The sequence below is a fragment of the Vibrio sp. 03-59-1 genome, assembly GCF_013114135.1.
Lineage (GTDB): Bacteria > Pseudomonadota > Gammaproteobacteria > Enterobacterales > Vibrionaceae > Vibrio > Vibrio cortegadensis.
The window spans coordinates 1-26,335 of the sequence record NZ_VTYA01000025.1 but is presented as its reverse complement, the minus strand read 5'-3'; the positions used below and the strand labels follow the sequence as shown (position 1 = coordinate 26,335).

At 42.3% G+C, this 26,335-nt stretch carries 26 protein-coding genes; 21 read left to right on the top strand and 5 right to left on the bottom strand.

What is annotated here, in order from left to right:
• Positions 1 to 4 precede the first annotated feature (4 nt).
• The 5 genes from hflK (at position 5) to F0249_RS18335 (ending at position 4,764) form a co-directional block, all read left to right on the top strand.
• Positions 5 to 1,186 (top strand): FtsH protease activity modulator HflK, encoded by a 1,182-nt coding sequence (gene hflK / locus F0249_RS18355; protein WP_113796833.1) that lies wholly within the window; start codon positions 5 to 7, stop codon positions 1,184 to 1,186.
• Between the two features lie 2 nt (positions 1,187 to 1,188).
• A complete protein-coding gene (gene hflC / locus F0249_RS18350; protein ID WP_113796835.1) occupies positions 1,189 to 2,169 on the top strand; it encodes a protease modulator HflC in 981 nt (326 codons plus the stop codon).
• 99 nt (positions 2,170 to 2,268) lie between these two features.
• Positions 2,269 to 2,454 (top strand): DUF2065 domain-containing protein, encoded by a 186-nt coding sequence (locus tag F0249_RS18345; RefSeq protein ID WP_113796863.1) that lies wholly within the window; start codon positions 2,269 to 2,271, stop codon positions 2,452 to 2,454.
• A gap of 129 nt (positions 2,455 to 2,583) precedes the next feature.
• A complete protein-coding gene (locus F0249_RS18340; RefSeq protein WP_171757425.1) occupies positions 2,584 to 3,900 on the top strand; it encodes an adenylosuccinate synthase in 1,317 nt (438 codons plus the stop codon).
• Positions 3,901 to 4,128: 228 nt separating this feature from the next.
• The gene (locus tag F0249_RS18335; RefSeq protein WP_113796841.1) at positions 4,129 to 4,764 is read left to right on the top strand and encodes a tetratricopeptide repeat protein; all 636 of its coding nucleotides are present in this window, start codon (positions 4,129 to 4,131) and stop codon (positions 4,762 to 4,764) included.
• A gap of 110 nt (positions 4,765 to 4,874) precedes the next feature.
• Here F0249_RS18335 and F0249_RS18330 read toward each other — a convergent pair whose 3' ends face one another.
• Positions 4,875 to 6,284, bottom strand: coding sequence for an amidohydrolase (locus F0249_RS18330; RefSeq protein WP_017051385.1), 1,410 nt, complete (start codon positions 6,282 to 6,284; stop codon positions 4,875 to 4,877).
• A gap of 250 nt (positions 6,285 to 6,534) precedes the next feature.
• On the opposite strand from F0249_RS18330, the gene rnr reads away from it, so the two are divergent.
• The 6 genes from rnr (at position 6,535) to rplI (ending at position 11,528) form a co-directional block, all read left to right on the top strand.
• The gene (rnr, locus tag F0249_RS18325) at positions 6,535 to 9,045 is read left to right on the top strand and encodes a ribonuclease R (RefSeq protein WP_171757424.1); all 2,511 of its coding nucleotides are present in this window, start codon (positions 6,535 to 6,537) and stop codon (positions 9,043 to 9,045) included.
• 17 nt (positions 9,046 to 9,062) lie between these two features.
• Positions 9,063 to 9,803, top strand: coding sequence for a 23S rRNA (guanosine(2251)-2'-O)-methyltransferase RlmB (gene rlmB, locus F0249_RS18320; RefSeq protein WP_171757423.1), 741 nt, complete (start codon positions 9,063 to 9,065; stop codon positions 9,801 to 9,803).
• A gap of 277 nt (positions 9,804 to 10,080) precedes the next feature.
• Positions 10,081 to 10,482: a 30S ribosomal protein S6 gene (rpsF, locus tag F0249_RS18315; protein WP_017051388.1), complete on the top strand. Its 402-nt coding sequence runs from the start codon at positions 10,081 to 10,083 to the stop codon at positions 10,480 to 10,482.
• Between the two features lie 8 nt (positions 10,483 to 10,490).
• Positions 10,491 to 10,793, top strand: coding sequence for a primosomal replication protein N (gene priB / locus F0249_RS18310; protein ID WP_029203233.1), 303 nt, complete (start codon positions 10,491 to 10,493; stop codon positions 10,791 to 10,793).
• A gap of 16 nt (positions 10,794 to 10,809) precedes the next feature.
• Positions 10,810 to 11,037, top strand: coding sequence for a 30S ribosomal protein S18 (gene rpsR / locus F0249_RS18305; RefSeq protein WP_017051390.1), 228 nt, complete (start codon positions 10,810 to 10,812; stop codon positions 11,035 to 11,037).
• 38 nt (positions 11,038 to 11,075) lie between these two features.
• A complete protein-coding gene (gene rplI / locus F0249_RS18300; RefSeq protein ID WP_017051391.1) occupies positions 11,076 to 11,528 on the top strand; it encodes a 50S ribosomal protein L9 in 453 nt (150 codons plus the stop codon).
• Positions 11,529 to 11,616: 88 nt separating this feature from the next.
• Here the strand turns inward: rplI and F0249_RS18295 are convergent, their stop codons facing one another.
• Positions 11,617 to 12,375: a DUF481 domain-containing protein gene (locus tag F0249_RS18295; RefSeq protein ID WP_171757422.1), complete on the bottom strand. Its 759-nt coding sequence runs from the start codon at positions 12,373 to 12,375 to the stop codon at positions 11,617 to 11,619.
• Positions 12,376 to 12,547: 172 nt separating this feature from the next.
• On the opposite strand from F0249_RS18295, the gene F0249_RS18290 reads away from it, so the two are divergent.
• Both F0249_RS18290 and alr read left to right on the top strand, forming a co-directional pair.
• A complete protein-coding gene (locus tag F0249_RS18290) occupies positions 12,548 to 13,948 on the top strand; it encodes a replicative DNA helicase (protein WP_029203234.1) in 1,401 nt (466 codons plus the stop codon).
• A 9-nt stretch (positions 13,949 to 13,957) separates the two neighbouring features.
• Entirely contained in the window at positions 13,958 to 15,076 is a 1,119-nt protein-coding gene (gene alr, locus F0249_RS18285) for an alanine racemase (RefSeq protein WP_017051394.1), read from the top strand.
• Between the two features lie 40 nt (positions 15,077 to 15,116).
• Here the strand turns inward: alr and F0249_RS18280 are convergent, their stop codons facing one another.
• Positions 15,117 to 15,536, bottom strand: coding sequence for a secondary thiamine-phosphate synthase enzyme YjbQ (locus F0249_RS18280; protein WP_017051395.1), 420 nt, complete (start codon positions 15,534 to 15,536; stop codon positions 15,117 to 15,119).
• Positions 15,537 to 15,905: 369 nt separating this feature from the next.
• On the opposite strand from F0249_RS18280, the gene pgi reads away from it, so the two are divergent.
• Positions 15,906 to 17,558 carry a glucose-6-phosphate isomerase gene (pgi, locus tag F0249_RS18275; protein ID WP_171757421.1) on the top strand — a complete coding sequence of 551 codons (1,653 nt, stop codon included), beginning with the start codon at positions 15,906 to 15,908 and terminating at the stop codon, positions 17,556 to 17,558.
• 130 nt (positions 17,559 to 17,688) lie between these two features.
• On the opposite strand, the gene F0249_RS18270 is transcribed toward pgi, so the two are convergent.
• Both F0249_RS18270 and zur read right to left on the bottom strand, forming a co-directional pair.
• A complete protein-coding gene (locus F0249_RS18270; protein WP_017051398.1) occupies positions 17,689 to 18,150 on the bottom strand; it encodes a chemotaxis protein CheX in 462 nt (153 codons plus the stop codon).
• A 17-nt stretch (positions 18,151 to 18,167) separates the two neighbouring features.
• A complete protein-coding gene (zur, locus tag F0249_RS18265; protein WP_029203235.1) occupies positions 18,168 to 18,626 on the bottom strand; it encodes a zinc uptake transcriptional repressor Zur in 459 nt (152 codons plus the stop codon).
• Between the two features lie 258 nt (positions 18,627 to 18,884).
• On the opposite strand from zur, the gene dusA reads away from it, so the two are divergent.
• From dusA to F0249_RS18230, 7 genes are all read left to right on the top strand, one after another.
• Entirely contained in the window at positions 18,885 to 19,865 is a 981-nt protein-coding gene (gene dusA / locus F0249_RS18260) for a tRNA dihydrouridine(20/20a) synthase DusA (RefSeq protein WP_171757420.1), read from the top strand.
• Positions 19,866 to 20,051: 186 nt separating this feature from the next.
• Positions 20,052 to 20,261, top strand: coding sequence for an envelope stress response protein PspG (gene pspG / locus F0249_RS18255; RefSeq protein ID WP_017051401.1), 210 nt, complete (start codon positions 20,052 to 20,054; stop codon positions 20,259 to 20,261).
• A 108-nt stretch (positions 20,262 to 20,369) separates the two neighbouring features.
• Complete coding sequence (locus F0249_RS18250; protein WP_017051402.1) at positions 20,370 to 21,035, top strand: TIGR04219 family outer membrane beta-barrel protein; 666 nt, start codon at positions 20,370 to 20,372, stop codon at positions 21,033 to 21,035.
• A gap of 160 nt (positions 21,036 to 21,195) precedes the next feature.
• The gene (locus tag F0249_RS18245) at positions 21,196 to 21,426 is read left to right on the top strand and encodes a hypothetical protein (RefSeq protein WP_113796855.1); all 231 of its coding nucleotides are present in this window, start codon (positions 21,196 to 21,198) and stop codon (positions 21,424 to 21,426) included.
• Between the two features lie 117 nt (positions 21,427 to 21,543).
• Positions 21,544 to 23,370, top strand: a complete 1,827-nt coding sequence (locus tag F0249_RS18240; protein WP_171757419.1) for an assimilatory sulfite reductase (NADPH) flavoprotein subunit — start codon at positions 21,544 to 21,546, stop codon at positions 23,368 to 23,370.
• On the top strand, positions 23,370 to 25,103 hold the full coding sequence (gene cysI / locus F0249_RS18235) for an assimilatory sulfite reductase (NADPH) hemoprotein subunit (RefSeq protein ID WP_113796859.1): 1,734 nt from the start codon (positions 23,370 to 23,372) through the stop codon (positions 25,101 to 25,103). Before F0249_RS18240 ends, cysI begins: the two co-directional genes overlap by 1 nt.
• On the top strand, positions 25,096 to 25,872 hold the full coding sequence (locus F0249_RS18230; protein WP_017051406.1) for a phosphoadenylyl-sulfate reductase: 777 nt from the start codon (positions 25,096 to 25,098) through the stop codon (positions 25,870 to 25,872). The genes cysI and F0249_RS18230 overlap by 8 nt, the downstream gene beginning before the upstream one ends.
• Positions 25,873 to 26,335: the final 463 nt, after the last annotated feature.

Sequence of the window (26,335 nt, the reverse complement as noted above, 5' to 3'; positions counted from 1 at the left end):
TCTAATGGCGTGGAATGAGCCTGGTAATAACAACGGCAATAACGGCCGCGATAATGACCCTTGGGGTAATAAAAATAATCGCGGTGGCCGAGATCAAGGACCGCCAGACCTAGATGAAGTTTTTAATAAACTGAGTCAAAAGTTGGGTGGCAAGTTTGGTAAGAAAGGTGGCAATGGCCCGAGTATTGGTGGTGGTGGCGCAATTGGCTTAGGTCTAATTGTTGTCGTTGCGATTGCGGTATGGGTATTTTCTGGTTTCTATACAATCGGTGAGGCTGAGAGAGGGGTTGTCCTTCGTCTTGGTAAATATGACCGTATTGTTGATCCAGGCCTAAACTGGCGACCTCGTTTCATTGATGAATACGAAGCGGTAAACGTACAAGCAATTCGTTCATTGCGAGCTTCTGGCACAATGTTAACGAAAGACGAAAACGTAGTAACAGTAGAAATGGGTGTTCAATATCGTGTTGCTGACCCATATAAATACTTGTTCCGCGTAACGAGTGCTGATGACAGTTTGCGTCAAGCGACAGATTCTGCATTACGTGCCGTTATTGGTGACTCATTGATGGACAGCACGCTTACCAGCGGTCGTCAGTTGATTCGTCAAACAACGCAAGAGACACTAAATAGTATCATTGATAAATATGATATGGGTCTTATCGTTATCGACGTTAACTTCCAGTCTGCTCGTCCGCCTGAAGAAGTTAAAGATTCGTTTGATGATGCGATTGCTGCGCGAGAAGATGAAGAGCGTTTCATCCGTGAAGCTGAAGCATATAAGAATGAAATTTTACCGAAAGCAACAGGTCGTGCTGAGCGTCTGAAAAAAGAAGCGCAAGGTTATACTGAACGCACGGTGAATGAAGCTCTTGGTCAAGTGGCTCAGTTTGAGAAACTACTACCAGAATATCAAGCGGCACCAGAGGTTACTCGTAACCGTTTGTACCTTGATACAATGGAAGAAGTGTACACCAATACATCGAAAGTACTGATTGACTCTGAATCGAGCGGTAACTTGCTGTACTTGCCAATTGATAAGCTAAGTGGCCAGGACGGTGACAGTTCTAAGCGTAAGACTAAATCGTCTTCTGCTTATGACAGTATTGAACTTGAATCTCAACGTACAGATACTCAAACCGAGACTCAAACCCGTTCAACTAACTCACGTCAAGGGAGATACTAATAATGCGTAAGTTAATGATCCCTGTATTGGTCGTTGCGTTAGCGATTATGTTGATGTCATTGTTTGTTATTCCTGAAGGTGAACGTGGTATCGTGATCCGTTTCGGGCGTGTACTTAAAGATAACAATGATGTGGCTGCACGTATTTACGAACCTGGTTTGCACTTTAAGATGCCAATGTTTGATCGTGTGAATCGTCTTGATGCGCGTATCCAAACGATGGATGGCCGTTCAGACCGATTCGTAACGTCTGAGAAAAAAGATGTCATCATCGATACCTACGTGAAATGGCGTATTGAAGATTTCGGTCAATACTACCTAGCAACAGGTGGTGGCAATGTTCAGACTGCTGAAGCTCTGTTAGAACGTAAAGTAACGGATGTATTACGTTCTGAAATTGGCTCTCGTGAAATCAAGCAGATTGTTTCTGGTCCTCGTAACGAAAAAGTTCTGCCTTCAGTTGAAGATGCAGAATTAATCCCAGAAGCGTCTAAAGAAGCATTGGAAGTTGATGGTCAGCGTGACATCATCATGGATAACGTACTTGCCGATACAAGTGAGAGCGCTCTGACAGACTTAGGTGTAAGAGTGGTTGACTTCAGAATGAAGAAAATCAACTTACCTGACGAAATCAGTGAATCGATCTACAAACGTATGCGTGCGGAACGTGAATCGGTTGCTCGTAAGCACCGTTCTCAAGGTCGTGAAAAAGCCGAAGTTATTCGTGCTCAAGCGGAACTTGAAGTGGCGACAGTACTTGCCGAGGCAGACAGAACTGCGCGTGTAACACGTGGTGATGCCGATGCAAAAGCAGCCGCTATCTATTCAAATGCTTATAACAAAGATCCTGAGTTTTATGGATTCTTACGTTCACTGAAAGCATATGAGAAGTCTTTTGGCTCTAAGAGTGATATCTTAGTTCTTGATCCAAAGAGTGATTTCTTCAAATACATGAATGACGCAAAAGGTGTTACTTCTAAGTAATGACTTATCGTCTTCAGTATTAAGAAAAAGGCTCCGCAAGGGGCCTTTTTTGTGCCTGTTGATTTATTAATGGCGTTTTTAAGAGAGTTAGGTTGGTGTATGTCGAGTTCGATTTGGTTAGCGATAGGCTTGGTTTTAATTGTGGAAGGGCTTGGACCGTTGATTGCTCCAAATGGTTGGAGAAATATGGTGGCTCAATTGAGTGAACAACCAGACAATCAACTACGCCGTATTGGTGGTTGTTTAGTGGTTGCGGGAGCGGTTATCGCAATAATGATGAGTTAAACAAGCTGATTGATTTCTACATGCTTATCAATCCGTTATCCGTGAAGATTCTAGAATGCCTAAAAAATGACTGCAAGAAATGTGATTCAGTGCTAGAATCCATTTTTAATTAGCAACAGAATTGGAAAGATGGGAAATAACGTAGTCGTGCTAGGCACCCAATGGGGTGACGAAGGTAAAGGTAAAATTGTTGACCTTTTAACTGAAGATGCAAAATACGTGGTTCGCTACCAAGGCGGTCACAATGCTGGTCATACTCTTGTCATTGACGGTGAAAAAACCGTTCTTCACTTAATTCCATCAGGTATTCTTCGCGATAAGCTTAAGTGCGTTATCGGTAACGGTGTTGTTCTATCACCAGAAGCCCTGATTAAAGAGATGAAACCTTTAGAAGAGCGCGGCATCCCTGTTCGCGAACGTCTTTTCATTTCTGAAGCATGTCCTCTAATTCTTCCTTACCATATTGCTCTAGACCAAGCGCGTGAAATCGCTCGTGGTAAAAAAGCAATTGGTACAACTGGTCGTGGTATCGGTCCAGCTTATGAAGATAAAGTTGCTCGTCGCGGTCTTCGCGTTGGCGATCTATTCGACAGAGAAGCATTCGCAGAGAAACTAAAAGAAGTGATGGAATACCATAACTTTGCATTAGTTAACTACTACAAAGCGGAAGCGGTAAGCTACGAAGAAGTACTTGAGCAAGCTATGGGCTATGCAGACCTACTAACTTCAATGGTTATCGATGTAACTGACGAACTAGATGCTGCACGTAAGCGCGGTGATAAGATCATGTTTGAAGGTGCGCAAGGTACTCTACTTGACATCGACCACGGTACTTACCCATACGTAACGTCTTCTAACACTACTGCTGGTGGTGTTGCTGCAGGTTCTGGTTTCGGCCCTCGCCACATTGGTTACATTCTTGGTATCGCTAAAGCTTACTGTACTCGTGTTGGTTCTGGTCCATTCCCGACAGAGCTATACGATGGTCTAGAAAAACAAGATCCAGTAGGTAAGCACTTAGGTGATGTTGGCCATGAGTTTGGTGCAACAACTGGTCGTTTACGCCGTACTGGTTGGTTCGATGCTGTGGCAATGCGCCGTGCAATCCAAATCAACTCAATTTCTGGCTTCTGTCTAACTAAGTTAGATGTGCTAGACGGTCTTAAAGAACTTAAGATCTGTACTGGTTACCAGATGAAAGATGGTTCTATCCTAGAAGTTTCTCCAATGGCTGCTGAAGCATTTGAAGAAGCGACACCAGTTTACGAAACTATGCCTGGTTGGTCTGAAAATACTTATGGTGTAACGTCTCTTGATGCGCTTCCACAAGCGGCTTTAGATTACATCAAACGTATCGAAGAACTAACTGGCGTTCCTGTTGATATCGTATCAACTGGCCCAGACCGTAACGAAACAATTGTTAAAGTTCACCCATTTGGTGCTTAATAGTTGATATCTATGATGAATAATAAAAGCCGGCTTAATTAGCCGGCTTTTTTGTACCTGTTGTGATGATCTTTTGTTCACTGTCTGGCAAGATATTGCCTATAAACGGCAATAATTCCCTAAAGAGATCCGCTAGATTGCCGATAATCTTATCAAGCCTATATAAACGCAGAGCATTGCTTGTGCGTGGATATGGAGTTTTACTGATACGAATAAAAGAGTGCAGGTATGAAGCTACGAATAGTAGCGGCTTCATTAATGTTGGCGCTGAGCTCTCCCTTGAGTCATGCAAATTTGGCTGAGGTTGGGGAGCCTATCCCAATTTATACTGAAGCCGAACTGATCAAATTAATTGAAGATAATCGACATTTAGAGCGAGTAAAAGCTGATAACTGCCAGATCGTGGAAGATATTGTGGCTCGTGCAACTCGAATCAACCTGCCATCATACGAGTTTTTGTATGGTGATATGCTGGCTTGGGGGGTGTGCGTTGAGCAAGATGTTGAACTTGGTCTGTATTATATGGAAAACGCTGCGCATCAAGGGTTACCCGCTGCGCTAGAGCAACTCGGCCGTTATTACTCTCGTGGTACATTAGTACAGCAAGATAAAGAACGTGCGATTCCATATTTACGTGAAGCGGCTTCTATGGGGAACTTGAATGCCCGCATTCATCTCGCTGAACTGTTGTTACGTGATTATGGCAGTCCACTCGATTATGAAGATGCTTATCGCTGGCTGTATAACTCAGCAACGGCAGATAAGCGACAGCACAGCCGTATCTCGGTGTTGCGACAAGGTTTAGAGCTGAGAATGCCGCAAAATATTATCGCCAGAGCCAAGCGCCGTGACGTGTTCTGGTAGATAGATATAAATTCAAAAATTATTGATAACTGCACTCAAATGAAAACAGCCCTTATAGTGAGTATAAGGGCTGTTTTGTTTTACTTATTTAATAAAAAAGTATCAGAGTCTTATTGAACTGTCTCGCCCGACTCAATCACCGTCTTACGTACAATTTCAGTAAATGCTAAAGCTTCTTCACGGATCTTCGTCTCATCAACCGTTAGCATTTCTCTGTCTTTCATGATGACTTTACCTGCAACGATAGAGTGGCGAACATTTGCAGAGTTTGCTGAGTAAACCAGAGCTGAGTAAGGGTTATAGACTGGAACCATATTCGGCGCTTTGGTGTCGATAACAATAATATCGGCCAGTTTGCCAACTTCTAATGAGCCTATTTTGTCTTCCATGTGCAGTGCTTTAGCTGCGCCCATTGTTGCCATATCAATGACTTTAATTGGTGGCATTGCAGCTCGGTCTTTGTTTACGAGCTTATGTACTTTGGCGACTTGGTTAAACTCATCAATGGTACTTAATGTGTTGCCAGACATAGGGCCATCAGTACCTAGACCGATACGAACATCTTGGTCATACATTTTCAGCGCCGGTGATACCCCTTTTGCTGATTTGATGTTGGCACTCATGTTGTGCGCGACACCCATATCCGATTTTTTAACCAGTTCAATATCCGCATCATCGACTAAGATCATGTGAGCGCCGACTAAGTTCTTATTGAGTGCACCGATGCTGTCCATGTAAGCGACAGGTGATAGACCGTCTGAACGCTTGGCAATTTTCTCTTCTTCACGATGTGACTCTGCAAGGTGGATCATTACCGGTACGTCGTGCTCAAGAGATAGTTTTGCTACTTTTTGTAGAATCTCAGTGGTATTGGTATAGGGTGCGTGTGGGGCAAATGCTGGGGTAATACGCGGATGATCTTTGTACTCTTCAATAAAGTTCAGCGCGTATTGGATGCCTTCTTCCGCATTAGCTGCATCGGCTACCGGAAATTTAATCACGGTTTCACCCAGTACGGCACGCATACCGATAGTATCAACGGTTTTTGCTACTTCATCTTCAAAGTAGTACATGTCAGCGTAAGTCGTTACACCACCTTTGACCATTTCAACATTGCCAAGATTTGCACCAATACGCACCATGTCACGAGAAACAAGCTTTGCTTCTAGAGGGAAAATGTAGCGGTGAAGGCGATCTGGCACGTCATCAGCAAGTGAGCGAAATACCGTCATAGAAACATGCGTATGGGTATTAATTAGACCTGGCATGACAATATCACCATCGACATCAAGTGTTTGCTTTGCTTGATATTCCTTCGCTAAAGTAGCATCACCAACAGCGATAATTTTGTTATCTTTTACAACAATTGTGCCATTGTCATAGACCGCTTTATCTTGATTCATGGTTAATACCATCGCGTCAGTGATCATAAGATCAGCTTTTTCGGTGGCAAAAGAAGAAGTTGAAAACAAGCCAAAGCTCGCGATAGCCGTTGCAAGAAGTGTTCGTTTAATTGTCATATAAATACCTTTGGAACAGGTGGGGAGAGTCGCGTTTGATAATAGGCTAATCTGGTATTTCTGCAATCGATTGCCTTGTCAATTTCATCAAGATGAGATCTTAAGCAAAGGATATGAAAGTATATTTAACAAAGTGAAATGTTATGTTTTTTCAAGGCTAATTCCTTCTATTATTAAAGCAAATCTGTAGCTTATCTCCTTAGTCAGATATACTAAGCCGTATACCTTCCTTGCTTAAGCAGGCCTGCCTATGTCAAAACAAACACCAGAAAAAAAGAATGCCGATCCCTTTGCAGATCGTGAATCTCAAAAATATGAAAACCCAGTTCCAAGTCGTGAATTTATTACTGACTTTTTAACCACAGCTAATGTACCAATGAATCGTAATGATCTATTTGAAGCATTAGGTCTGACAGGTGAAGAGCAGTACGAAGGGTTACGCCGCCGGTTACGCGCGATGGAGCGTGATGGTCAATTGATTTTCACTCGTCGCCAGTGTTATGCACTGCCTGAAAAGCTCGAATTGACGAAAGGTTATGTTATTGGGCACAAAGATGGTTTTGGCTGGGTTCGACCTGAAGGTAGCGTAGGAAAAGATAATGATATCTTGCTTCCACACCACCAAATGCGCCACATCATTCATGGCGATTTAGTGCTTATTCAGCCATCAGGAACGGATAAGCGAGGGCGCAAAGAAGGGCGCTTAGTTCGAGTGCTAGAAGAGAGAAAAACGCCACTTGTCGGACGTTTCTTTTTTGAATACGGGCACTCGTTTGTGGTTACCGATGATTCACGAATCAGCCAAGATATTCTGATCCCAAATGAGCATAAAGGCGGCGCTCGAATGGGGAACGTGGTGGTGATTGAGCTGACTGATCGTGGCACTCGTTCGCGAGGCATGATGGGTAAAGTAATTGAAGTTCTTGGTGAAAATATGGCTCCGGGTATGGAAACGCAAATTGCAATCCGTACTCATCAAATTCCAAACGTTTGGCCTGTGGAAGTTGAAAAGCAGGTTGAGAACTTAGGTGAAGAAGTTCCTGAAGAAGCGAAGAAAGGACGTGTTGACCTGCGTGAATTGCCATTAGTAACCATTGATGGTGAAGACGCGCGAGACTTTGATGATGCTGTCTATTGTGAAGCCAAAAAAGGCGGTGGTTGGCGCTTATGGGTAGCGATCGCGGATGTAAGTTATTATGTTCGTACTGATACCGCACTCGACAAAGAAGCGATCAACCGTGGTAACTCAGTCTATTTCCCATCTCAAGTTGTGCCGATGCTACCTGAGGTATTATCAAACGGATTGTGTTCACTCAATCCACAAGTAGACCGTTTATGTATGGTTTGCGAAATGACGATTTCTTCAACCGGTAAGCTTTCCGGCTACAAACATTACGAAGCGGTTATGAACTCTCACGCTCGCCTGACTTACAACAAAGTGGGTGCCATTCTCGATGGGGATGAAGAGCTGCGTGAACGTTATAAGCCTGAAGTGCCACATCTTGAAGAACTGCATAAGATGTACAAGATACTGAAGCAAACTCGTGATGAGCGTGGGGCTATTGAGTTTGAAACGGTTGAAACCAAATTCATCTTCAACGCAGAGCGTAAAATTGATCGTATTGAACCTGTGATTCGAAACGATGCGCATAAGCTTATTGAAGAGTGCATGATTTTAGCGAATATCGCCTCTGCGTCATTGGTTGAGAAAGCGAAAGAAGCGGCACTGTATCGTGTTCATGAATCTCCGGGTGAAGAGCGTCTGGTTGGCTTTAGAGACTTCCTTGGGGAGCTAGGCTTAAACTTGGGTGGTGGATTACAACCTTCTCCAACAGATTATGCACACCTAATGAAACAAATTGGTGAGCGTCAAGATAAAGAGTTGATTCAAACTATGCTGCTTCGCTCAATGAAGCAGGCGGTGTATAACGCTGATAACGCAGGGCACTTTGGTTTAGCTCTCAAACGTTACGCGCACTTTACTTCTCCAATTCGTCGCTACCCAGACTTGTTGTTACACCGTGCAATTAAGTACCTCATTGCCAAGCAAGAAGGAAGAAATACCGATCGCTGGACACCGACGGGTGGTTATCACTATTCATTTGACGATATGGATTTTTACGGTGAACAGTGCTCGATGACAGAGCGCCGAGCCGATGATGCAACACGTGAAGTGAACGATTGGCTAAAATGTGAATACATGCAAGATCATGTCGGTGATGTGCTTGATGGTGTTATTGCTAATGTAACCGGTTTTGGCTTCTTCGTTCGTTTGAGTGAACTGCATATTGATGGCTTGGTTCATATCTCTTCTCTTGCGAATGACTACTACCAATTTGATGCGGTAGGGCAGCGATTAATTGGTGAGAGCTTCGGTAATATCTATCGTCTTGGTGATGCCGTTAAAGTTAAAGTCAAAGCGGTAAATCTGGATGATCGTCAAATTGACTTTGAATTAGTAGAAACTAGTCGTAAGCTACGCGGTGAAGGCAAAACGGCGAAAAAACGCGCGGCAGAAGCTCAAAGAAAAGCGAAGAGTAAAAAACAAGGTGTTAAGAACCGTAAGCCAGGAGCTAAAGCTACTCCGCTTGTTGAACCAACTAAGCGACCTGATAGCCGCAATGAAGGTGAAAGTGCTGAAGGTGGACGTAAAAAAGGTTCTGCGCCTAAAGGGGAACAAAATGATAAACCCCGCAAGAAGAAATCTCGTACAGGCGCGAGTAAAGCTCGTGCCAAGAAAAAACATGAACAAAAGAAATAACGCTGACAAGGTAGACGATGAGTAACGAATTTATTTACGGCATTCACGCCGTGAAAGCGGTATTAGAGAAAGATCCTGCACGCTTCATTGAGGCCTATGTTTTAAAAGGCCGCCAAGATGAGCGTTTGATGCCTTTGCTAAACCAATTGCAGCAATATGGCATTTCAATTCAGCAAATGGGTCGCAAGCCTCTTGACGAGAAATCAAATGGCGCGAACCACCAAGGTATTATTGCGCGTGTTAAAGCCGCAAAACAGCTGAATGAAAATGACTTGGATGCGATTTTGGCAAGCAATGAACAGCCTTTATTGCTTGTGCTTGACGGTGTGACGGATCCTCATAATTTAGGTGCTTGTTTACGTAATGCTGATGCGGCGGGTGTCGCTGCTGTAATCGTACCAAAGGATCGATCTTCACCATTAACGGCGACCGTAAGTAAAGTTGCCTGTGGTGCTGCTGAAACGGTACCTCTTGTTCGTGTGACTAATTTGGCGCGTACGATGAGAGCGCTGCAAGAGCAGGGTGTATGGTTTGTAGGCACGGCTGGAGAAGCGACACATGACGTTTATCAAGCTAAATTAACAGGGCCACTTGCGATTGTTATGGGGGCAGAAGGCGATGGTATGCGCCGTCTAACTCGTGAAACATGTGATGATCTGATTAAGATCCCAATGGCAGGTAGTGTTTCTAGTTTGAATGTCTCTGTAGCGTCTGGTATTTGTTTGTTTGAAGCGGTAAGACAACGCTTGACCCAGTAATGATTTAGTGTGTCTTTAACTGTTTGAATTTATTAACGTTCATCATTATTGGTGGACGTTTTTTTTTCAGGCTAAAAAGAGAGAATATGTGGCTTTATCGGATGGCTAGATGGCAAAAGAAAAACTGTTTCATTATTAGCCAAATACCGCTTGCCAATATCCGGTTCTTTCTATAATATTTGCCGTCCTTAAAACTCGGTCATTTTTCTTTAGTTCCTTGCTTCCCCTGGACGACCGAGCCTTTCGTGGAAGCTAATAATCCGTAAGGAGCAACCAAATGCGTCATTATGAAATCGTATTCATGGTTCACCCTGATCAAAGCGAGCAAGTTGCTGGCATGATCGAACGTTACACTGGTTCAATCACTGAAGCTGGTGGTACTGTCCACCGTCTAGAAGACTGGGGCCGCCGTCAAATGGCTTACCCAATCAACAAACTTCACAAAGCTCACTACGTTCTTATGAACGTTGAAGCTGGTCAAGAAGTGATGGACGAGCTAGAAACTGCTTTCCGTTTTAACGATGCAGTTCTACGTAACATGATCATGCGCACTAAAGGCGCTGTGACTGAGCAATCTATTATGCTTAAGCAAAAAGAAGAGCGTGCAGAGCGTGCTCCTCGTCGTGAAGAGCGTACAGAAGCTAAGCCAGAAGCAAAGCCAGAAGCAGCAGCTGAGTAATTGATTGTATGACCAATCGAATGGAACTCAGCGGCTCTGTCGTTAAAGATCCTATTCGAAGCCTTAGCCCTGCGGGTGTTGCTCATTGCCGATTTTGGCTAGAACATCGCTCAACAGTGTTAGAAGCTAACCTACCGAGACAAGTTTTTTGTCGTATGCCGGTAGTCATTAGTGGGCAAAGGTCGCAAGCATTAACTCAAGAATTAGTTTTAGGTAGTAACATTAAGGTAAGTGGCTTCGTTGCTTATCAAACCGGCCGAAATGGCGTTGGTAAATTAGTGTTGCATGCCGATAACATTACTCAAATTTAAGATCAGGAGATAGCCCATGGCTCGTTTCTTCCGTCGTCGTAAATTCTGCCGTTTTACTGCAGAAGGCGTACAAGAGATTGACTACAAAGACGTAGCAACTCTAAAAAACTACATCACTGAAGCTGGTAAAATTGTACCTAGCCGTATCACTGGTACTAGCGCTAAATATCAGCGTCAACTAGCTCGCGCTATCAAGCGTTCTCGTTACGTTGCTCTTCTACCATACACTGACAAACATCAGTAAATTGGTATTAGTTTAAATTAGTTAAGAGGACTAAGATAATGCAAGTTATTCTACTTGATAAAATCGGTAACCTAGGCAACCTTGGCGACCAAGTAAACGTTAAATCTGGTTACGCTCGTAACTTCCTTATCCCACAGGGTAAAGTAGTTATGGCAACTAAAGCTAACGTTGAAATGTTTGAAACTCGCCGCGCTGAACTAGAAGCTAAAGTTGCTGAGCAACTAGCTGCTTGTCAAGCTCGTGCAGAAAGCGTTAACGCTCTAGAAGCAGTTGTTATTGAATCTAAAGCTGGTGACGAAGGTAAACTATTTGGCTCTATCGGTACTCGTGACATCGCAGACGCTGTAACAGCGGCTGGTGTTGCAATTGCTAAGAGCGAAGTACGTCTTCCTGAAGGCGCTCTACGTAACGTAGGTGAGTTCGAAGTAAGCATCCAACTTCATTCTGAAGTTTTTGCTACTGTGAAACTACAAGTAGTTGCTGCTGCTTAATTTCAGCATCAATCTATAATAAAAACACCAGCTTCGGCTGGTGTTTTTTTATGTCTAAAGAAAATAATTTGCTAGCGGTTGGGAGTGCTTAAAAGACAAATAGTAGGTTGACAGAAAAAATGCTGTCTGACTTATGCAATCCATTCGGCACCTTATCGTGGTATTGTCTAGAGTACGCCAGCTTTAACGCAATATCGTCAGTGATATTGTTAGTCGCACTGATCTCTGTATCCGTTCGAGTATTACTCCTTCCCGTAACCACGGTGATATCACCAGCAAGGTTGAGCGTTTTTAATGGCTGCCAAGCGGCATTGAGATTCCCACGAAAGATGCCTTCTTGGACGATGTCAGGAAATATAATGTCATCATCATCGATCTCATCTAAATTTGGCTCTTGGTAGCGGAAACCAGGACCAACTTCTAACTCTAATTTAAATAAATCGGTATTAGAAAACTGGAAACCAAATCCACTTGAGAGAGTGTAATCTTTAAAGTATGCCGTGTATTTTGAATCAACCCCTTTGAGGCTACCGTACAAGTATGTCTTTGGACTTAACTTATAGTCGCTTTGTAAGCTATAGGTGGATTGGCGCTTATCTTCCTCCCCATCTTTGTAGAGCATGTAATACTTCCATTCGCCATGGGTTCTATGCCTACCTTCGGTATACTCGCCACTTAAACGAGCATTAAGAGATTGTGAATCAGAATTACCTGTATGTGATTGATAGCCAAACTCGACTTCGCTACTAAGAGGGGATGGGATTTCAATGTCGGTAGCCGTGATCTCTTCAGCATAAACCATAGGGGATACGATCAGCCCCGCGCTGAGAAGGATAATTTTTGACACTGAATATCTCTATATTGATGGTCTGAATATGCGTATGGTAAAAGTATCCCATATGTACTAGGTCAGCAAAACGTAAATTTTCCATGAGATAAAAACAAAGTTAATCGAACTAGATTACAAATCATGGTTCTTCGCTATAATGGCGGTCATTATCAAGTTACTGAGCGTAGTCATGGTTGATACCAGAAATCGAAAACCCGTAGATACCCAAGTTGAGGCGATCAAAGTGCCTCCGCATTCATTGGAAGCTGAGCAATCTGTTATAGGTGGATTGTTACTGGACAATGAGCGTTGGGATACCGTGGCAGAAAAAGTCTTAAATAAAGATTTTTATAGTCGACCACACCGCCTGATTTTTGAAGCTGTAAAAGCCATTCTGGATGATAGTAAGCCACTCGATCTGATCACGCTTTCCGAATTCTTGGAGTTAAGAGAACAACTCGATGATGTGGGTGGTTTTGCTTACCTTGCTGACTTGGTAAAAAACACCCCAAGTGCTGCCAATATCAATGCTTATGCCGATATAGTTGCAGAGCGGGCGTTAGTTCGTAACTTGATCGGTGTTGCGAATGAGATTGCGGATGCTGGTTATGATCCTCAAGGTCGTTCATCTGAAGATCTGCTTGATTTGGCTGAGAGTAAAGTTTTTGCGATTGCTGAAGATCGAACCAGTGAAAATGAAGGCCCTCAGAATGTTGATAACATTCTAGAGAAAACGCTAGAAAGAATTGAGATTCTATACAAGACACCTCAAGATGGTGTGACTGGTGTTAATACTGGTTTCAATGATTTGAATAAGAAAACCGCAGGCTTGCAAGGTTCTGATCTTATTATTGTCGCGGCTCGTCCATCGATGGGTAAAACGACCTTTGCGATGAATTTATGTGAAAATGCAGCGATGGACCAAGATAAACCTGTGCTCATTTTCTCTTTAGAGATGCCTGCTGAACAGCTAATGATGCGTATGCTTGCATCTCTTTCTCGTGTCGATCAAACCAAAATTCGTACCGGTCAACTTGATGATGAAGACTGGGCGAGGATCTCATCTACGATGGGTATTCTTATGCAGAAGAAGAATATGTACATCGATGATAGTTCAGGGTTAACACCTACGGAATTGCGTTCACGAGCACGTCGTATTGCGCGTGAATCTGGCGGTTTAAGCATGATTATGGTCGATTACTTGCAGTTGATGCGAGTCCCTGGCATGCAAGATAACCGTACATTAGAAATTTCAGAGATATCACGCTCTCTTAAAGCATTGGCAAAAGAGTTGAATGTGCCTGTTGTTGCGCTTTCTCAGCTTAACCGTTCCCTAGAGCAACGAGCGGATAAACGACCAATTAACTCCGATTTACGTGAATCTGGTGCCATCGAGCAAGATGCCGATTTGATTATGTTTATTTATCGTGATGAGGTTTACCATCCTGATAGTAATTATAAAGGCACTGCCGAGATTATATTAGGTAAACAGCGTAATGGCCCGATTGGTTCAGTGCGATTAACTTTCCAAGGACAATTCTCTCGCTTTGATAATTATGCGGGACCTGCCTTTGATTTCGATGACGAGTAAGAATACGTTATGAGCTATATGAAGGCCGCCACGGCCACCGTCGACTTAGATGCACTGAAGCACAATTTAGAGTTAGTTAAGGCTCAAGCTCCTGATAGTAAGATCATGGCGGTGGTGAAAGCGAATGGATATGGGCATGGGTTACTGCGAGTGGCAAAACACGCTCAAGGGGCGGATGCTTTCGGTGTTGCTCGAATAGAAGAAGCCCTTCAATTAAGAGCGGGTGGCATTGTTAAGCCTATCTTGTTGCTTGAAGGTTTTTACTCTTCTGGTGATCTTCCTATTTTAGTCACTAACAATATTCAGACGGTTGTGCACTGTGAAGAGCAGTTGGTGGCATTAGAAAATGCGGAGCTTGAAACACCAGTTGTCGTCTGGGTTAAAATTGATACGGGCATGCACCGATTAGGCGTTCGTCCTGAAGAGTATCAAGAGTTCATTGAACGTCTGCATGCGTGTAAAAATGTCGCTCAGCCTCTGCGTTATATGAGTCATTTTGGTTGTGCAGATGAATTGGATAAATCGGATACCGCAGAGCAAATTGAACTCTTTCTCTCGTTAACCAATGGCTGCGCTGGTGAGCGTTCCTTAGCGGCATCGGCAGGTTTGTTAGCGTGGGAGCAAAGCCAGTTAGAGTGGGTTCGTCCCGGCATTATTATGTATGGCGTTTCTCCTTTCTCTGATAAGACCGCTGAAGATCTCAATTATCGACCTGTTATGACGTTGAAATCGCACCTTATTGCGGTTCGTGATGTTAAAGCGGGTGAAACCGTGGGTTATGGCGGGACTTGGCGTAGCGAACGCGATACCAAAGTTGGTGTTATTGCAATTGGCTACGGCGATGGTTATCCACGCACGGCACCAAACGGAACACCTGTAATGGTCAATGGAAGACGAGTCCCTATTGCTGGTCGAGTGTCTATGGATATGTTAACCGTTGATCTCGGGCCTGATGCAAAAGATCGCGTTGGTGATGAGGCTATTTTGTGGGGAAGCCAACTTCCTTCTGAAGAGGTCGCGAGCCACATAGGAACCATTGCCTATGAGTTGGTGACAAAACTCACCTCTCGGGTGGAGATGACTTACCTTAGCGATGATGCAGCCTGTAAATGGAAATCAAACAGTTAAGTTCGATTTTTTGATGATTAATGCGCCCTTTTAATTCATCTTATTCTCCTTGAATGGTGGCAATGATACGTCTCGTGCCACCATGATCTCTATGCTCTCCTAATACAATCCCTTGCCATGTACCTAGAGCAAGTTTGCCATTACTTATTGGAATTGTAACACTACTACCAAGTAGTGAAGCTTTGATATGTGCTGGCATATCATCATCTCCCTCATAAGTATGCTGATAGTAAGCCGCTCGTTCTGGAACAAACTTGTTGAAGTGAGATTCCATATCTATTCTTACTGTCGGATCGGCATTTTCATTGAGTGTTAAGCTAGCAGAAGTATGTTGTATAAATAGGTGTAACAAACCAACGGAAAATTCGTTTATTTCTAGTAATTGTTGTTCAATTTCACCAGTGATCAGGTGGAAACCGCGTCTTTTAGGTGTGATTGAAATGTTTTTTTGTTGCCACATATTTCCCTCTTTAATCATTGGTTATGAATATCTACTTGGTAAATTTGTTCAATAACGCTAAGGTTAGCCTGCTTTGTCTGATTATAAACTTTCTATTCAACCTATAGAATCATACGGCATAATAGTTGTTAGGTTGGGTGAAAATAAAAACTAAGACGTTAACGTGACTTATCTCAAAGAGCGCGTAACGACACTAAGACATAATGCACTTTGAAAATAAATTACAAAATCTGACCGCGTTGCTCATTGTTTGTGAACGCGAGCAGGATTAATGCTTTGCTAAAATCGGGGATTCCAAAAGTGCGGTAATTGAACTTCAATTGCTGTGTTAGAGGAATAAAAAACCACTGTAACATCGGGATAGACACCATGTTGAAAAATATCAATCCAACGCAAACTCAAGCTTGGAAAGCTCTAACTGCGCACTTTGAATCAGCGCAAGATATGGACCTTAAGTCTTTATTTGCACAAGATAGCCAACGTTTCGAACAATTTTCTACAAACTTTGGTTCTGATATTCTAGTTGATTACTCGAAAAACTTAATTAACCAAGAAACTTTGAAGCACCTATTTGCCTTGGCCAATGAAACTGAACTTAAAGCGGCAATTGACGCGATGTTCAGTGGTGAAGCGATCAATAAAACTGAAGGTCGTTCTGTTCTGCACACCGCATTACGTAACCGCAGCGATAAGCCAGTAATGGTTAATGGCGAAGATGTTATGCCTGCTATTCATGCAGTGCTAGCTAAGATGGAGCTATTTACGCACCGTATCGTTTCGGGTGAATGGAAAGGTTATACAGGTAAAGCAATTACAGACGTTGTGAATATCGGTATTGGTGGTTCAGATCTTGGCCCTTACATGGTTTCTGAGGCTCTAGCGCCTTATAAAACACGCTTGAACATGCACTTTGTTTCTAACGTTGATGGTACTCATATTGTTGAAACGTTGAAGAAAGTCGATCCAGAAACAACGCTATTCCTGATTGCATCAAAAACCTTTACCACTCAAGAAACAATGACGAATGCACACAGTGCTCGTGATTGGTTCTTGGCGTCTGCGGGTGATCAAGCGCATGTAGCAAAACACTTTGCTGCCTTATCAACGAATGCAACATCAGTCGCTGAGTTTGGTATTGATACAGATAACATGTTCGAATTCTGGGATTGGGTCGGTGGCCGTTACTCTTTATGGTCAGCTATCGGCTTGTCAATTTCACTGTCTGTTGGTTTCGATAACTTTATTGAGCTACTAGAAGGTGCTCATGAAATGGATAATCACTTTGTTGAAACGCCATTTGAAGATAACGTCCCTGTGTTATTGGCATTGATTGGTCTATGGTACAACAACTTCCATGGCGCTGAATCTGAATCAATTCTCCCATACGACCAATATTTACATCGTTTCGCTGCATATTTCCAACAAGGCAATATGGAATCTAACGGTAAGTCGGTTGATCGTAACGGTGATGTTGTTGAATATCAAACAGGTCCAATTATTTGGGGCGAACCTGGAACAAATGGTCAACATGCTTTCTACCAATTGATCCACCAAGGGACTAAATTGATCCCTTGTGACTTCATTGCTCCTGCATTAAGCCACAATCCTGCTGGTGATCATCATCAAAAACTGATGTCGAACTTCTTTGCTCAAACTGAAGCGCTTGCATTCGGTAAGACAAAAGAGACGGTTGAAGCTGAGTTTGCCGCTGCAGGTAAAACAGCAGAAGAGATGAAAGACTTAGTACCATTTAAAGTTTTTGAAGGTAACCGCCCAACTAACTCTATCTTGGTTAAGCAAATTACACCAAAAACACTAGGCAATCTAATTGCGATGTACGAACATAAAATCTTCGTACAAGGTGTTATTTGGAACATCTTTAGCTTCGACCAATGGGGTGTTGAACTTGGTAAGCAGCTAGCAAACCAAATTCTACCTGAGCTAGAAAGTGAAGCTGCCGTAGATTCTCATGACAGTTCAACTAATGGTTTGATTAATGCGTTTAAAGCATTTAAAGCATAAGTAGATTGTTACTAAAAGGAGGTCAGTAGAGATACTGGCCTTTTTTATTGACTGTTGTTTGTTTATAACAGCCAACAAAAAAGGTTGATACAAAAGCATCAACCTTTTCTACACTTATCATTATTTCCCGCTATTCGAAGCAGATTTCAATGAAAGCATTTCCCCATTGTGAGGTAAATGGCATGATGATGATTGCGCCTTCGCACTTATGACGAATAGTGTGGCCTTTTCCTGATACAACAACAGGTGTTGCCATATCAAAATCAAATCCACTTTCAGCAAGAATACGTTTTGCACCACCAGTAACCATATTGGTGATCTCACCAACCATATCAGTCACTTCTTCATTTAGGCCGTTGGGTCTTTCACCAAGCATATTCTGCATTATTTCTAATGCTAAACCTTCATCAAAAGTAATCGACATAGAACCGCGAGTTGTCGTACCGATCATACCAATAAGACCAGAAACATCACCTCTGGCTATTTCGTCCTTTTTTACTCTTGGTTTTTGCGGCTTCAATTCTAATGAAGCCATAGTTTTTAGGACATTCATCAATGAAGCTAAAAACGGATTTACAAATTCAGCGCGCATAACGTTCTTCTATTATCTTATTCTGTCATTCTGGAGGAACAAGGTTGGCAAACACCATGAGATTCAATGACATGATTAGTGAGTTGGAAACCGTGTTTCTCTGCATTTTTTGCCAATAAGGCGGTCATAGTATCATCTTGTAGTTCTTTTACCGTGCCACATTTATCACAAATTAATAATTGGGAGAAATGTTTGTGTGCATTGCATGAACAGCAAGAAATAAAACTATTGGTTGATTCAACTCTATGAATGAATCCTTGTTCCAATAAAAAATCTAAAGCTCGATAAACAGTTGGAGGTTTTGCTTGAGGTTCGCTTTGTTTTAGCTGTTCTAATAAATCATAAGCACTTGATGCTTTTTTATTAGAACAGATAAGTTCAAACACTCTTTTCCTCTGCGGAGTCAGTCGTACACCCCTAACTGTGCATATATCTTGTATTTGTTCTATTAATGTCAGGTCCAAAATTTTCACCATAACAATTGGACTTGCTTAATAATAAACTATTTTTCAACGAATATCGTTGAGAAACCAATAATTTTATTACCAGAGCCCGCAGTTTGTCTAATAAATAGCATGAAGATAATGCTATACACGGTATCTTATCTACGAGGAAAGCGATAGTGAAGAAGATATTCTAGAACTAGAAAGGCGTAACGATTACAATAGCCGACTTTGCTTTTTGCCGTGCTTAGCGACAAAGAATACTTTACTGTAAATTAGGATGTTTGACTCATGACTCATGCATGTAGGCTATCTGTCGCTCCAATGCTCGATTGGACTGACCGTCATTGCCGTTACTTTCACCGTTTATTATCACAACAAACATTACTCTACACAGAAATGGTAACGACTGGCGCGATTATCCATGGTAAAGGTGATTTTCTAGCATACAGCGAACAAGAGCATCCAATCGCGTTACAGCTAGGTGGTTCAAATGCGACAGATTTGGCCGCTTGTGCGAAATTAGCTCAAGAACGCGGCTATGACGAAGTGAGCTTAAACGTTGGTTGTCCTTCAGACCGAGTACAAAATGGACGTTTTGGCGCATGTTTGATGGCAGAACCTCAGTTAGTGGCTGACTGCGTCGCGGCAATGAAGGATGTGGTTGATATTCCAGTAACGGTGAAGACTCGAATTGGTATTGATGACCATGACTCTTATGAGTTTTTAACGGATTTCATCTCGACTGTCTCAGAGAAGGGGGGCTGTGAACAATTTACGATTCATGCGAGAAAAGCGTGGCTGAGTGGGTTGAGCCCAAAAGAGAACCGTGAGATCCCACCTCTTGATTACGAACGTGCCTATCAACTAAAAAGAGATTTCCCGCATTTGGTACTTGCCCTTAATGGTGGAATTAAGACGTTAGAAGAATCGAAAGAGCATTTACAACATTTAGATGGTGTCATGATTGGGCGAGAAGCGTATCAAAGCCCTTATATTTTGGCGGAAGTAGATCAGCAGATCTTTGGTTTAGATCAACCTGTGAAAAAGCGAACTCAGGTGGTAGAAGAAATGCTCCCATATATTGAAAAAGAGTTGGCCGCAGGTGCTAGCCTTGGCCATATTACTCGTCATATGTTGGGGCTATTCCAAAGTATGCCGGGAGCAAGACAGTGGCGCCGCTATATCAGTGAAAACGCACATAAAAAAGGTTCTGGAATTGAGGTTGTAGAAGCCGCTCTTGCCAAAATACCTAAAGAGCTCAATGTGTAGATGCAGAGTGAACTGTAATTGTGTAATTTTTACCAACTAACGTGGTAAATTTGACCATTTTTTATTTTAAAAGCCAGAGTGATTGTTACTCTGGCTTTTATCTATCTGATATATAAGCTTTTATTGCAAGCTCAATCTTGGTATGAATACTGCTCTAGTTAACTCATAAACCATGAGGAACTGACTATGTTTGAACTAATTTTTATTTTGGTATTTATATCGACACTTCTAGTGACTGGGCTCACCATGATGACAGTCTTTGCTGCAACTGCGGTCGCTTTTGTTGTGATGACATTATTGGGGATGATAGGGGTTGTCTTTAAATTACTTCCTTGGATCATTGTTATTGTCCTTGGAGTGTGGTTTTTCAAAAATTATGTCTATAGTTCACGTTAAATTTGGGTGAGGTTTCCGGTTAAGGCATTTTCTGTCTAAAGGTTATGTTATTATTCATCGATTAAGACTGATATAACCACATAGCGAAAAGATTGGGAGCTATACCGGATGAATAAATCAACCTTTACTATATTAACTGGCTTAACCTTGGCTTTGGGAAGTGCATCGGCTCTTGCTGATGATGCTTTTTACTCAGCTAAAGTCGGTGCTGACATGTGGTGGGGAAATACAGAAGCGAATGAAGTGACAAGAGATGATTCAACCTCGGCTTCTCTTTACTTTGCTTTTGAACATAAATTGCCAATGATTCCCAATGCAAGTATTCGCTATACAACGATAGATGCAGATTATGTGGCATTTGATAAATATGACTACACCTTGTACTACAGTTTGATGGAGCATGACTTATTACACTTTGATGCGGGTATGACATTTACACAGTATTCGAACAGTCATTATGTCAATGGCGCACCTGCTGCCAATACCGAAAAATTCGATGAATTTACGTGGAGTTGGTATGCCCAAGGTGAAATCAACGTTCCTAAGACAGAGTTGAGCATTATTGGTCAAATGGAGTTTGGTGATAGCAGTGGCATCAAAAGTGCTGACATTATGGCCGGAGTCCAATATCGAATTCCTCTAGAAGCCGCGGATATTGCGCTCAGAGGTGGCTATCGAGTTATTGACTTAGAATCTGATGTTTTTGCCTCTGATCTGGGTAAGTCGTTTATCTTGGTTGATGGGTGGTTCTTAGGTGGCGCTGTCGAATTTTAATCTTATGGATGGCTGATAACACTTACATTTCAAGGAACGTCGCTTTTATGCGGCGTTTTTTATATCTGCCATTTAGATAAATCTTAATTTTTTTAGCACTATTCTCAGTTTGAGCCATTCTTAATAGATGTGTATTGCTCTATTTTGAGAGGAGAGTGCCATGACGGTAACGGAGCTTAGATATCTGTATCGGGATAATAAGTTGGTGGAAGCGATAATCGAACCTTCAGCGGAAGAAGGGACTTGGGTTGTTGAATTTCGTCATGCAAAAGGTGGTTTTGTTTTACTCACGGATTCTCATGGTGAGGAGTGCCATTATGAAAATCTGGATTTAGCGTCGAAATCAGCTATGGCTGTGGGTTTTCAGCAAGTCCGTATTGAGCCTAAATAATAGCTTAACTATCGGCTTCTTAATTCTAAAAGTTATAAAACATGCCTATCTATTCTTTCTTGTTATTAAAAGGAGTGGTTAATCTATCGTCACGCAATGAATAGGGATGTCGTGACTATGTCGTCTAACGAGAACGTATTGTTAAAGGGACTTTCCACTTTAGCAGCACCATTAAATGATCAACAAATAGGTCAGCTTCAACAAGCTACTTCCAATCTTTCACCACAACAACTTGCATGGGTAAGTGGGTATTTTTGGGGAGTCAGCCAAGACCAATCATCAGAATCTACTTCTAATACTCAACCTCTTGGTGTTGCATCAAAGCCTGAGGGAAAGCTCACTATTATTTATGCGTCTCAAACTGGGAATGCAAAAGGTGTAGCAGAAGCGTTAGCTCAAGAGGCTAAAACGTTTGGTATTACTGCCACTCTTTTTGATGCCAGTGACTATAAAGCTAAGAGTTTAGCGAAAGAGACGCATGTCATCATCGTTGCTTCCACCAACGGTGAAGGTGAGGCTCCGGATAATGCCATTGAGTTGCACGAATATTTACAATCGAAGAAAGCGCCTAAGTTACCGAATTTAAAGTACGGTGTGATTGGTCTAGGAGATTCGAGTTATGAATTTTTCTGCCAAACAGGCAAAGACTTTGATGCTTTTCTTTCAAAACAAGGTGCCACTCCTTTTATTGAACGGATTGACTGCGATGTCGACTATGAAAACGCTGTGCAGCAATGGCGAAAAGAAGCGCTGGATTACGTTAAAGATGCTTTATCCGTTAATGATGCCGATGTCGTACAGTTACCGGTTACGCCTGCTGTTTCTCATAGTCAGTACACTAAGCAAAACCCGTATACCGCGACACTATTGACGAGTCAAAAAATTACAGGCCGTGATTCTGGTAAAGATGTTCGCCACATTGAAATCGATCTTGAAGACTCTGGCCTGACTTATCAAGCGGGTGATGCTCTTGGTGTTTGGTTTGAAAATAGTGCAGAACTTGTCGATGAAATCCTAAGCCGAGTAGGTTTGTCAGGGGTTGAAAGTATCGAGGTGGATGGAGATAGCTTATCAATCCGCAGTGCTTTAATAGCTAAGTACGAAATTACGTCAGCTAATCCACAATTTGTGACCAAATATGCTGAGCTTTCTGGAAGCAAAAAATTGCAGAAGCTGGTGGAAGATAAAGACAAGTTACGCGAGTACGCAGCAAGTACTCAAGTGATTGATGTTCTTAGTGAAAAGAAAACCAAACTATCGGCTGCTCAACTCAGTGATATTTTGCGCCGTTTGACTCCACGTCTTTATTCCATAGCATCAAGCCAGTCTGAAGTAGAAGAAGAGGTTCATCTTACTGTAGGTGTTGTTGAATATCTCAAAGGTGATGATTCTCGTTTTGGTGGTGCTTCTAGCTTTCTTTCTCACCGATTAGAAGAAGGCGATGAAGTTAAAGTCTTTATCGAAAATAATAATAACTTCAAACTACCTCAAGATGACTCCGCTCCTATCATCATGATTGGGCCGGGTACTGGCATTGCTCCTTTCCGTAGCTTTATTCAAGAAAGAGATAACAGAGAAGCGGAAGGTAAGAATTGGCTTTTCTTTGGAGATCGAACTTTTACGCAAGATTTCTTATATCAGGTGGAATGGCAGAAGTATTTGAAGTCTGGAATATTGACGCAACTCGACGTGGCGTTCAGTCGTGATCAGCATGAAAAAGTGTACGTTCAACATCGTATTCTTGAGCAAGCAGAGCAAGTTTGGCAATGGCTAAGCGATGGGGCTTATCTATATGTATGCGGCGATGCTAACCGAATGGCTAAAGATGTTCATGACGCTTTAATTGTTGTCGCGCAACAGCAAGGAAATCTTAGCCGGGAACAAGCAGAAGAGTATGTAAGTGATTTACGCAAGGCAAAACGTTATCAAAGGGATGTGTATTAATGAGTGCGAAGAATGAAACAAGTAACCAGTCAGTCTTAGGCCAAGTTCTTGGGCCACTCGCTGATAACGAGCGCTTGAAGCGAGAGAGTCAGTTCTTACGAGGAACCATTGAGCATGATTTGAAGGATAGAGTTACGGGTGGTTTTACGTCCGATAATTTTCAGTTGATCCGCTTTCATGGTATGTACCAGCAAGATGATCGAGATATCCGAGCGGAACGAGCAAAGCAAAAGTTAGAGCCTTTGCATAATGTGATGCTGAGAGCTCGTATGCCTGGAGGGATTATTACTCCGAAGCAGTGGCTTGCTATTGATAAATTTGCAGATGAGCATACATCATATGGAAGCTTACGATTAACAACGCGTCAAACTTTCCAATTTCATGGGGTTTTAAAACCAAACATTAAACTGATGCACCAAACTCTCAACAGCATCGGTATTGATTCAATTGCGACGGCGGGCGATGTAAACCGAAACGTATTGTGCACGACAAATCCGATAGAGTCGGAATTACATCAAGAGGCTTATGAGTGGGCGAAAAAAATCAGTGAGCACTTACTCCCGAAAACACGTGCTTATGCTGAAATTTGGTTAGACGGCGAGAAGCTTGAAACAACAGACGAAGAACCTATTTTAGGTAGCAACTATTTGCCGCGTAAATTTAAGACCACAGTTGTGATCCCGCCACAGAATGATGTAGATGTTCACGCTAATGATCTTAACTTTGTTGCGATTGCAGATGAAGGAAAGCTCGTTGGGTTTAATGTGTTAGTTGGTGGTGGGTTAGCGATGACGCATGGTGATACGTCTACCTATCCACGTAAAGCGGATGATTTCGGCTTCATACCTCTAGAGAAAACGTTAGATGTTGCAGCCGCGGTAGTCACCACGCAACGAGATTGGGGAAACCGCTCAAATCGTAAAAATGCAAAGACGAAGTACACATTAGATAGAGTCGGCATTGATGTATTTAAAGCTGAAGTGGAAAAGAGAGCCGATATTCAGTTTGAGCAAAGTCGCGCGTATGAATTTACAGAGCGTGGTGATCGCATCGGTTGGGTAAAAGGTATTGATGAGAAATATCATTTAGCTCTGTTTATTGAAAATGGTCGATTACTGGATTTTCCGGGAAAACCTTTAAAAAGCGGAGTGGCCGAAATAGCGAAGATTCACCAAGGTGATTTCCGCATGACCGCAAATCAAAATCTTATTGTTGCAGGGGTTCCTGTGGAACAAAAAGAGGAGATAGACGCTATCGCTCGTAAGTATGGCCTGATTGATGATGGTACTTCTGAGCAACGTAAAAACTCAATGGCATGCGTAGCATTTCCAACCTGCCCGTTAGCAATGGCTGAAGCTGAACGTTTTCTTCCTCAATTTGTTACTGATGTTGAAGGCATCCTTAAAAAGCATGGATTACCAGAGGATGAAAATATCATTCTTCGCGTCACGGGGTGTCCGAATGGTTGTGGTCGCGCAATGTTGGCCGAAATCGGTCTAGTAGGTAAGGCTCCTAATCGTTATAACTTACACCTTGGTGGTAATAAAGCGGGGACGCGAGTTCCGAAAATGTACAAAGAAAATATCACAGATGCTCAGATTCTAGAGGAAATCGATCTGCTGGTGGGCCGCTGGGAAAAAGAGAGACATGAGAACGAAGCTTTCGGTGATTTCACCATTCGCAGCGGGATCATAGCCGAAGTGAAAGTGTCTAAGAGGGATTTTTATGATTGATTCTATTGCGCATCCATTAACGTTGGCTGAATTCATTCCTCTGACTAAAGTGGAACAAACACTTCGTCTTGGTGAAATTAATGGTGAGTTAGAAAAATTAACTGCTCAAGAAAGGATTGTATGGGCGCTTGAAAATTTAGAAGGCATTCATATTGTCAGCTCAAGTTTTGGTATCCAAGCTGCTGTGATGCTTCACCTTGCAACACAGGCTAAGCCAGATATTCCTGTGGTCTTAACTGATACGGGTTATTTGTTCCCTGAAACATACCGCTTTATTGATGAGTTAAGTGAAAAGTTAACTCTTAATTTAAATATCTATCGAGCACATGAGAGTCCTAACTGGCAAGAAGCAAAATATGGTCAACTGTGGGATCAAGGTATAGACGGCTTAGAGAAGTATAATAAGTTGAATAAAGTTGAACCTATGCGCCGTGCTTTAGATGAACTGGAAGTTAGCACTTGGTTTTCAGGCTTGAGAAGAGAGCAGTCTAGCTCAAGAGCAAATCTTCCCATCTTGTCTGTTCAAAATGGCGTGTTTAAATTTCTGCCAGTGATTGATTGGACTAATAAAGATGTGCACCACTATTTGCAAGAGAATCAGCTTAGCTACCATCCTTTGCGAGATGAGGGGTATTTATCCGTTGGAGATACGCATACATCTAAAAGGTGGGAACCAGGAATGAGTGAGGAAGAGACTCGATTTTTCGGATTAAAAAGAGAATGTGGCCTTCATGACGATAATTCAGAGCAAAATGGCTCTGGCATTTAACTAGCTGTCATATTCACGAGTAAATAAAGTCGGATTTCCGGCTTTATTTATATCTGTAGCGCTGCAAAAAAGAACAACTCTGTGGGTAACTTGTGTTTTAGTGGGTACAAATAAGTATAAATAACACGTTGAGTGAAAATGAAACGCTTAAGCTCTGTTTTTACATTTTTTATGAAAAAGAGCTTGCCAATGTGATCGTTATCTCTATAATGCGACCTCACTGACACGGCAGAGCCCACAAGGGTTCAAGCGCAATGTCAGTTAGGCTTCTAGCTTAAAAAGATAATTTGAAAAAGTGTTTGACACTCTCGTTTATCTCGCTAGAATAGCCCACCTCTTCAAAGGAAGCTTAGCGACTTAGAAGAGAAGCTCTTTAACAATTTAGACCTATCAATCTGTGTGGGCACTCGTTGATGATAATCACTAGTTTCGTACTGTTTGTTTTCGCTTTTTAAAGCGAAAG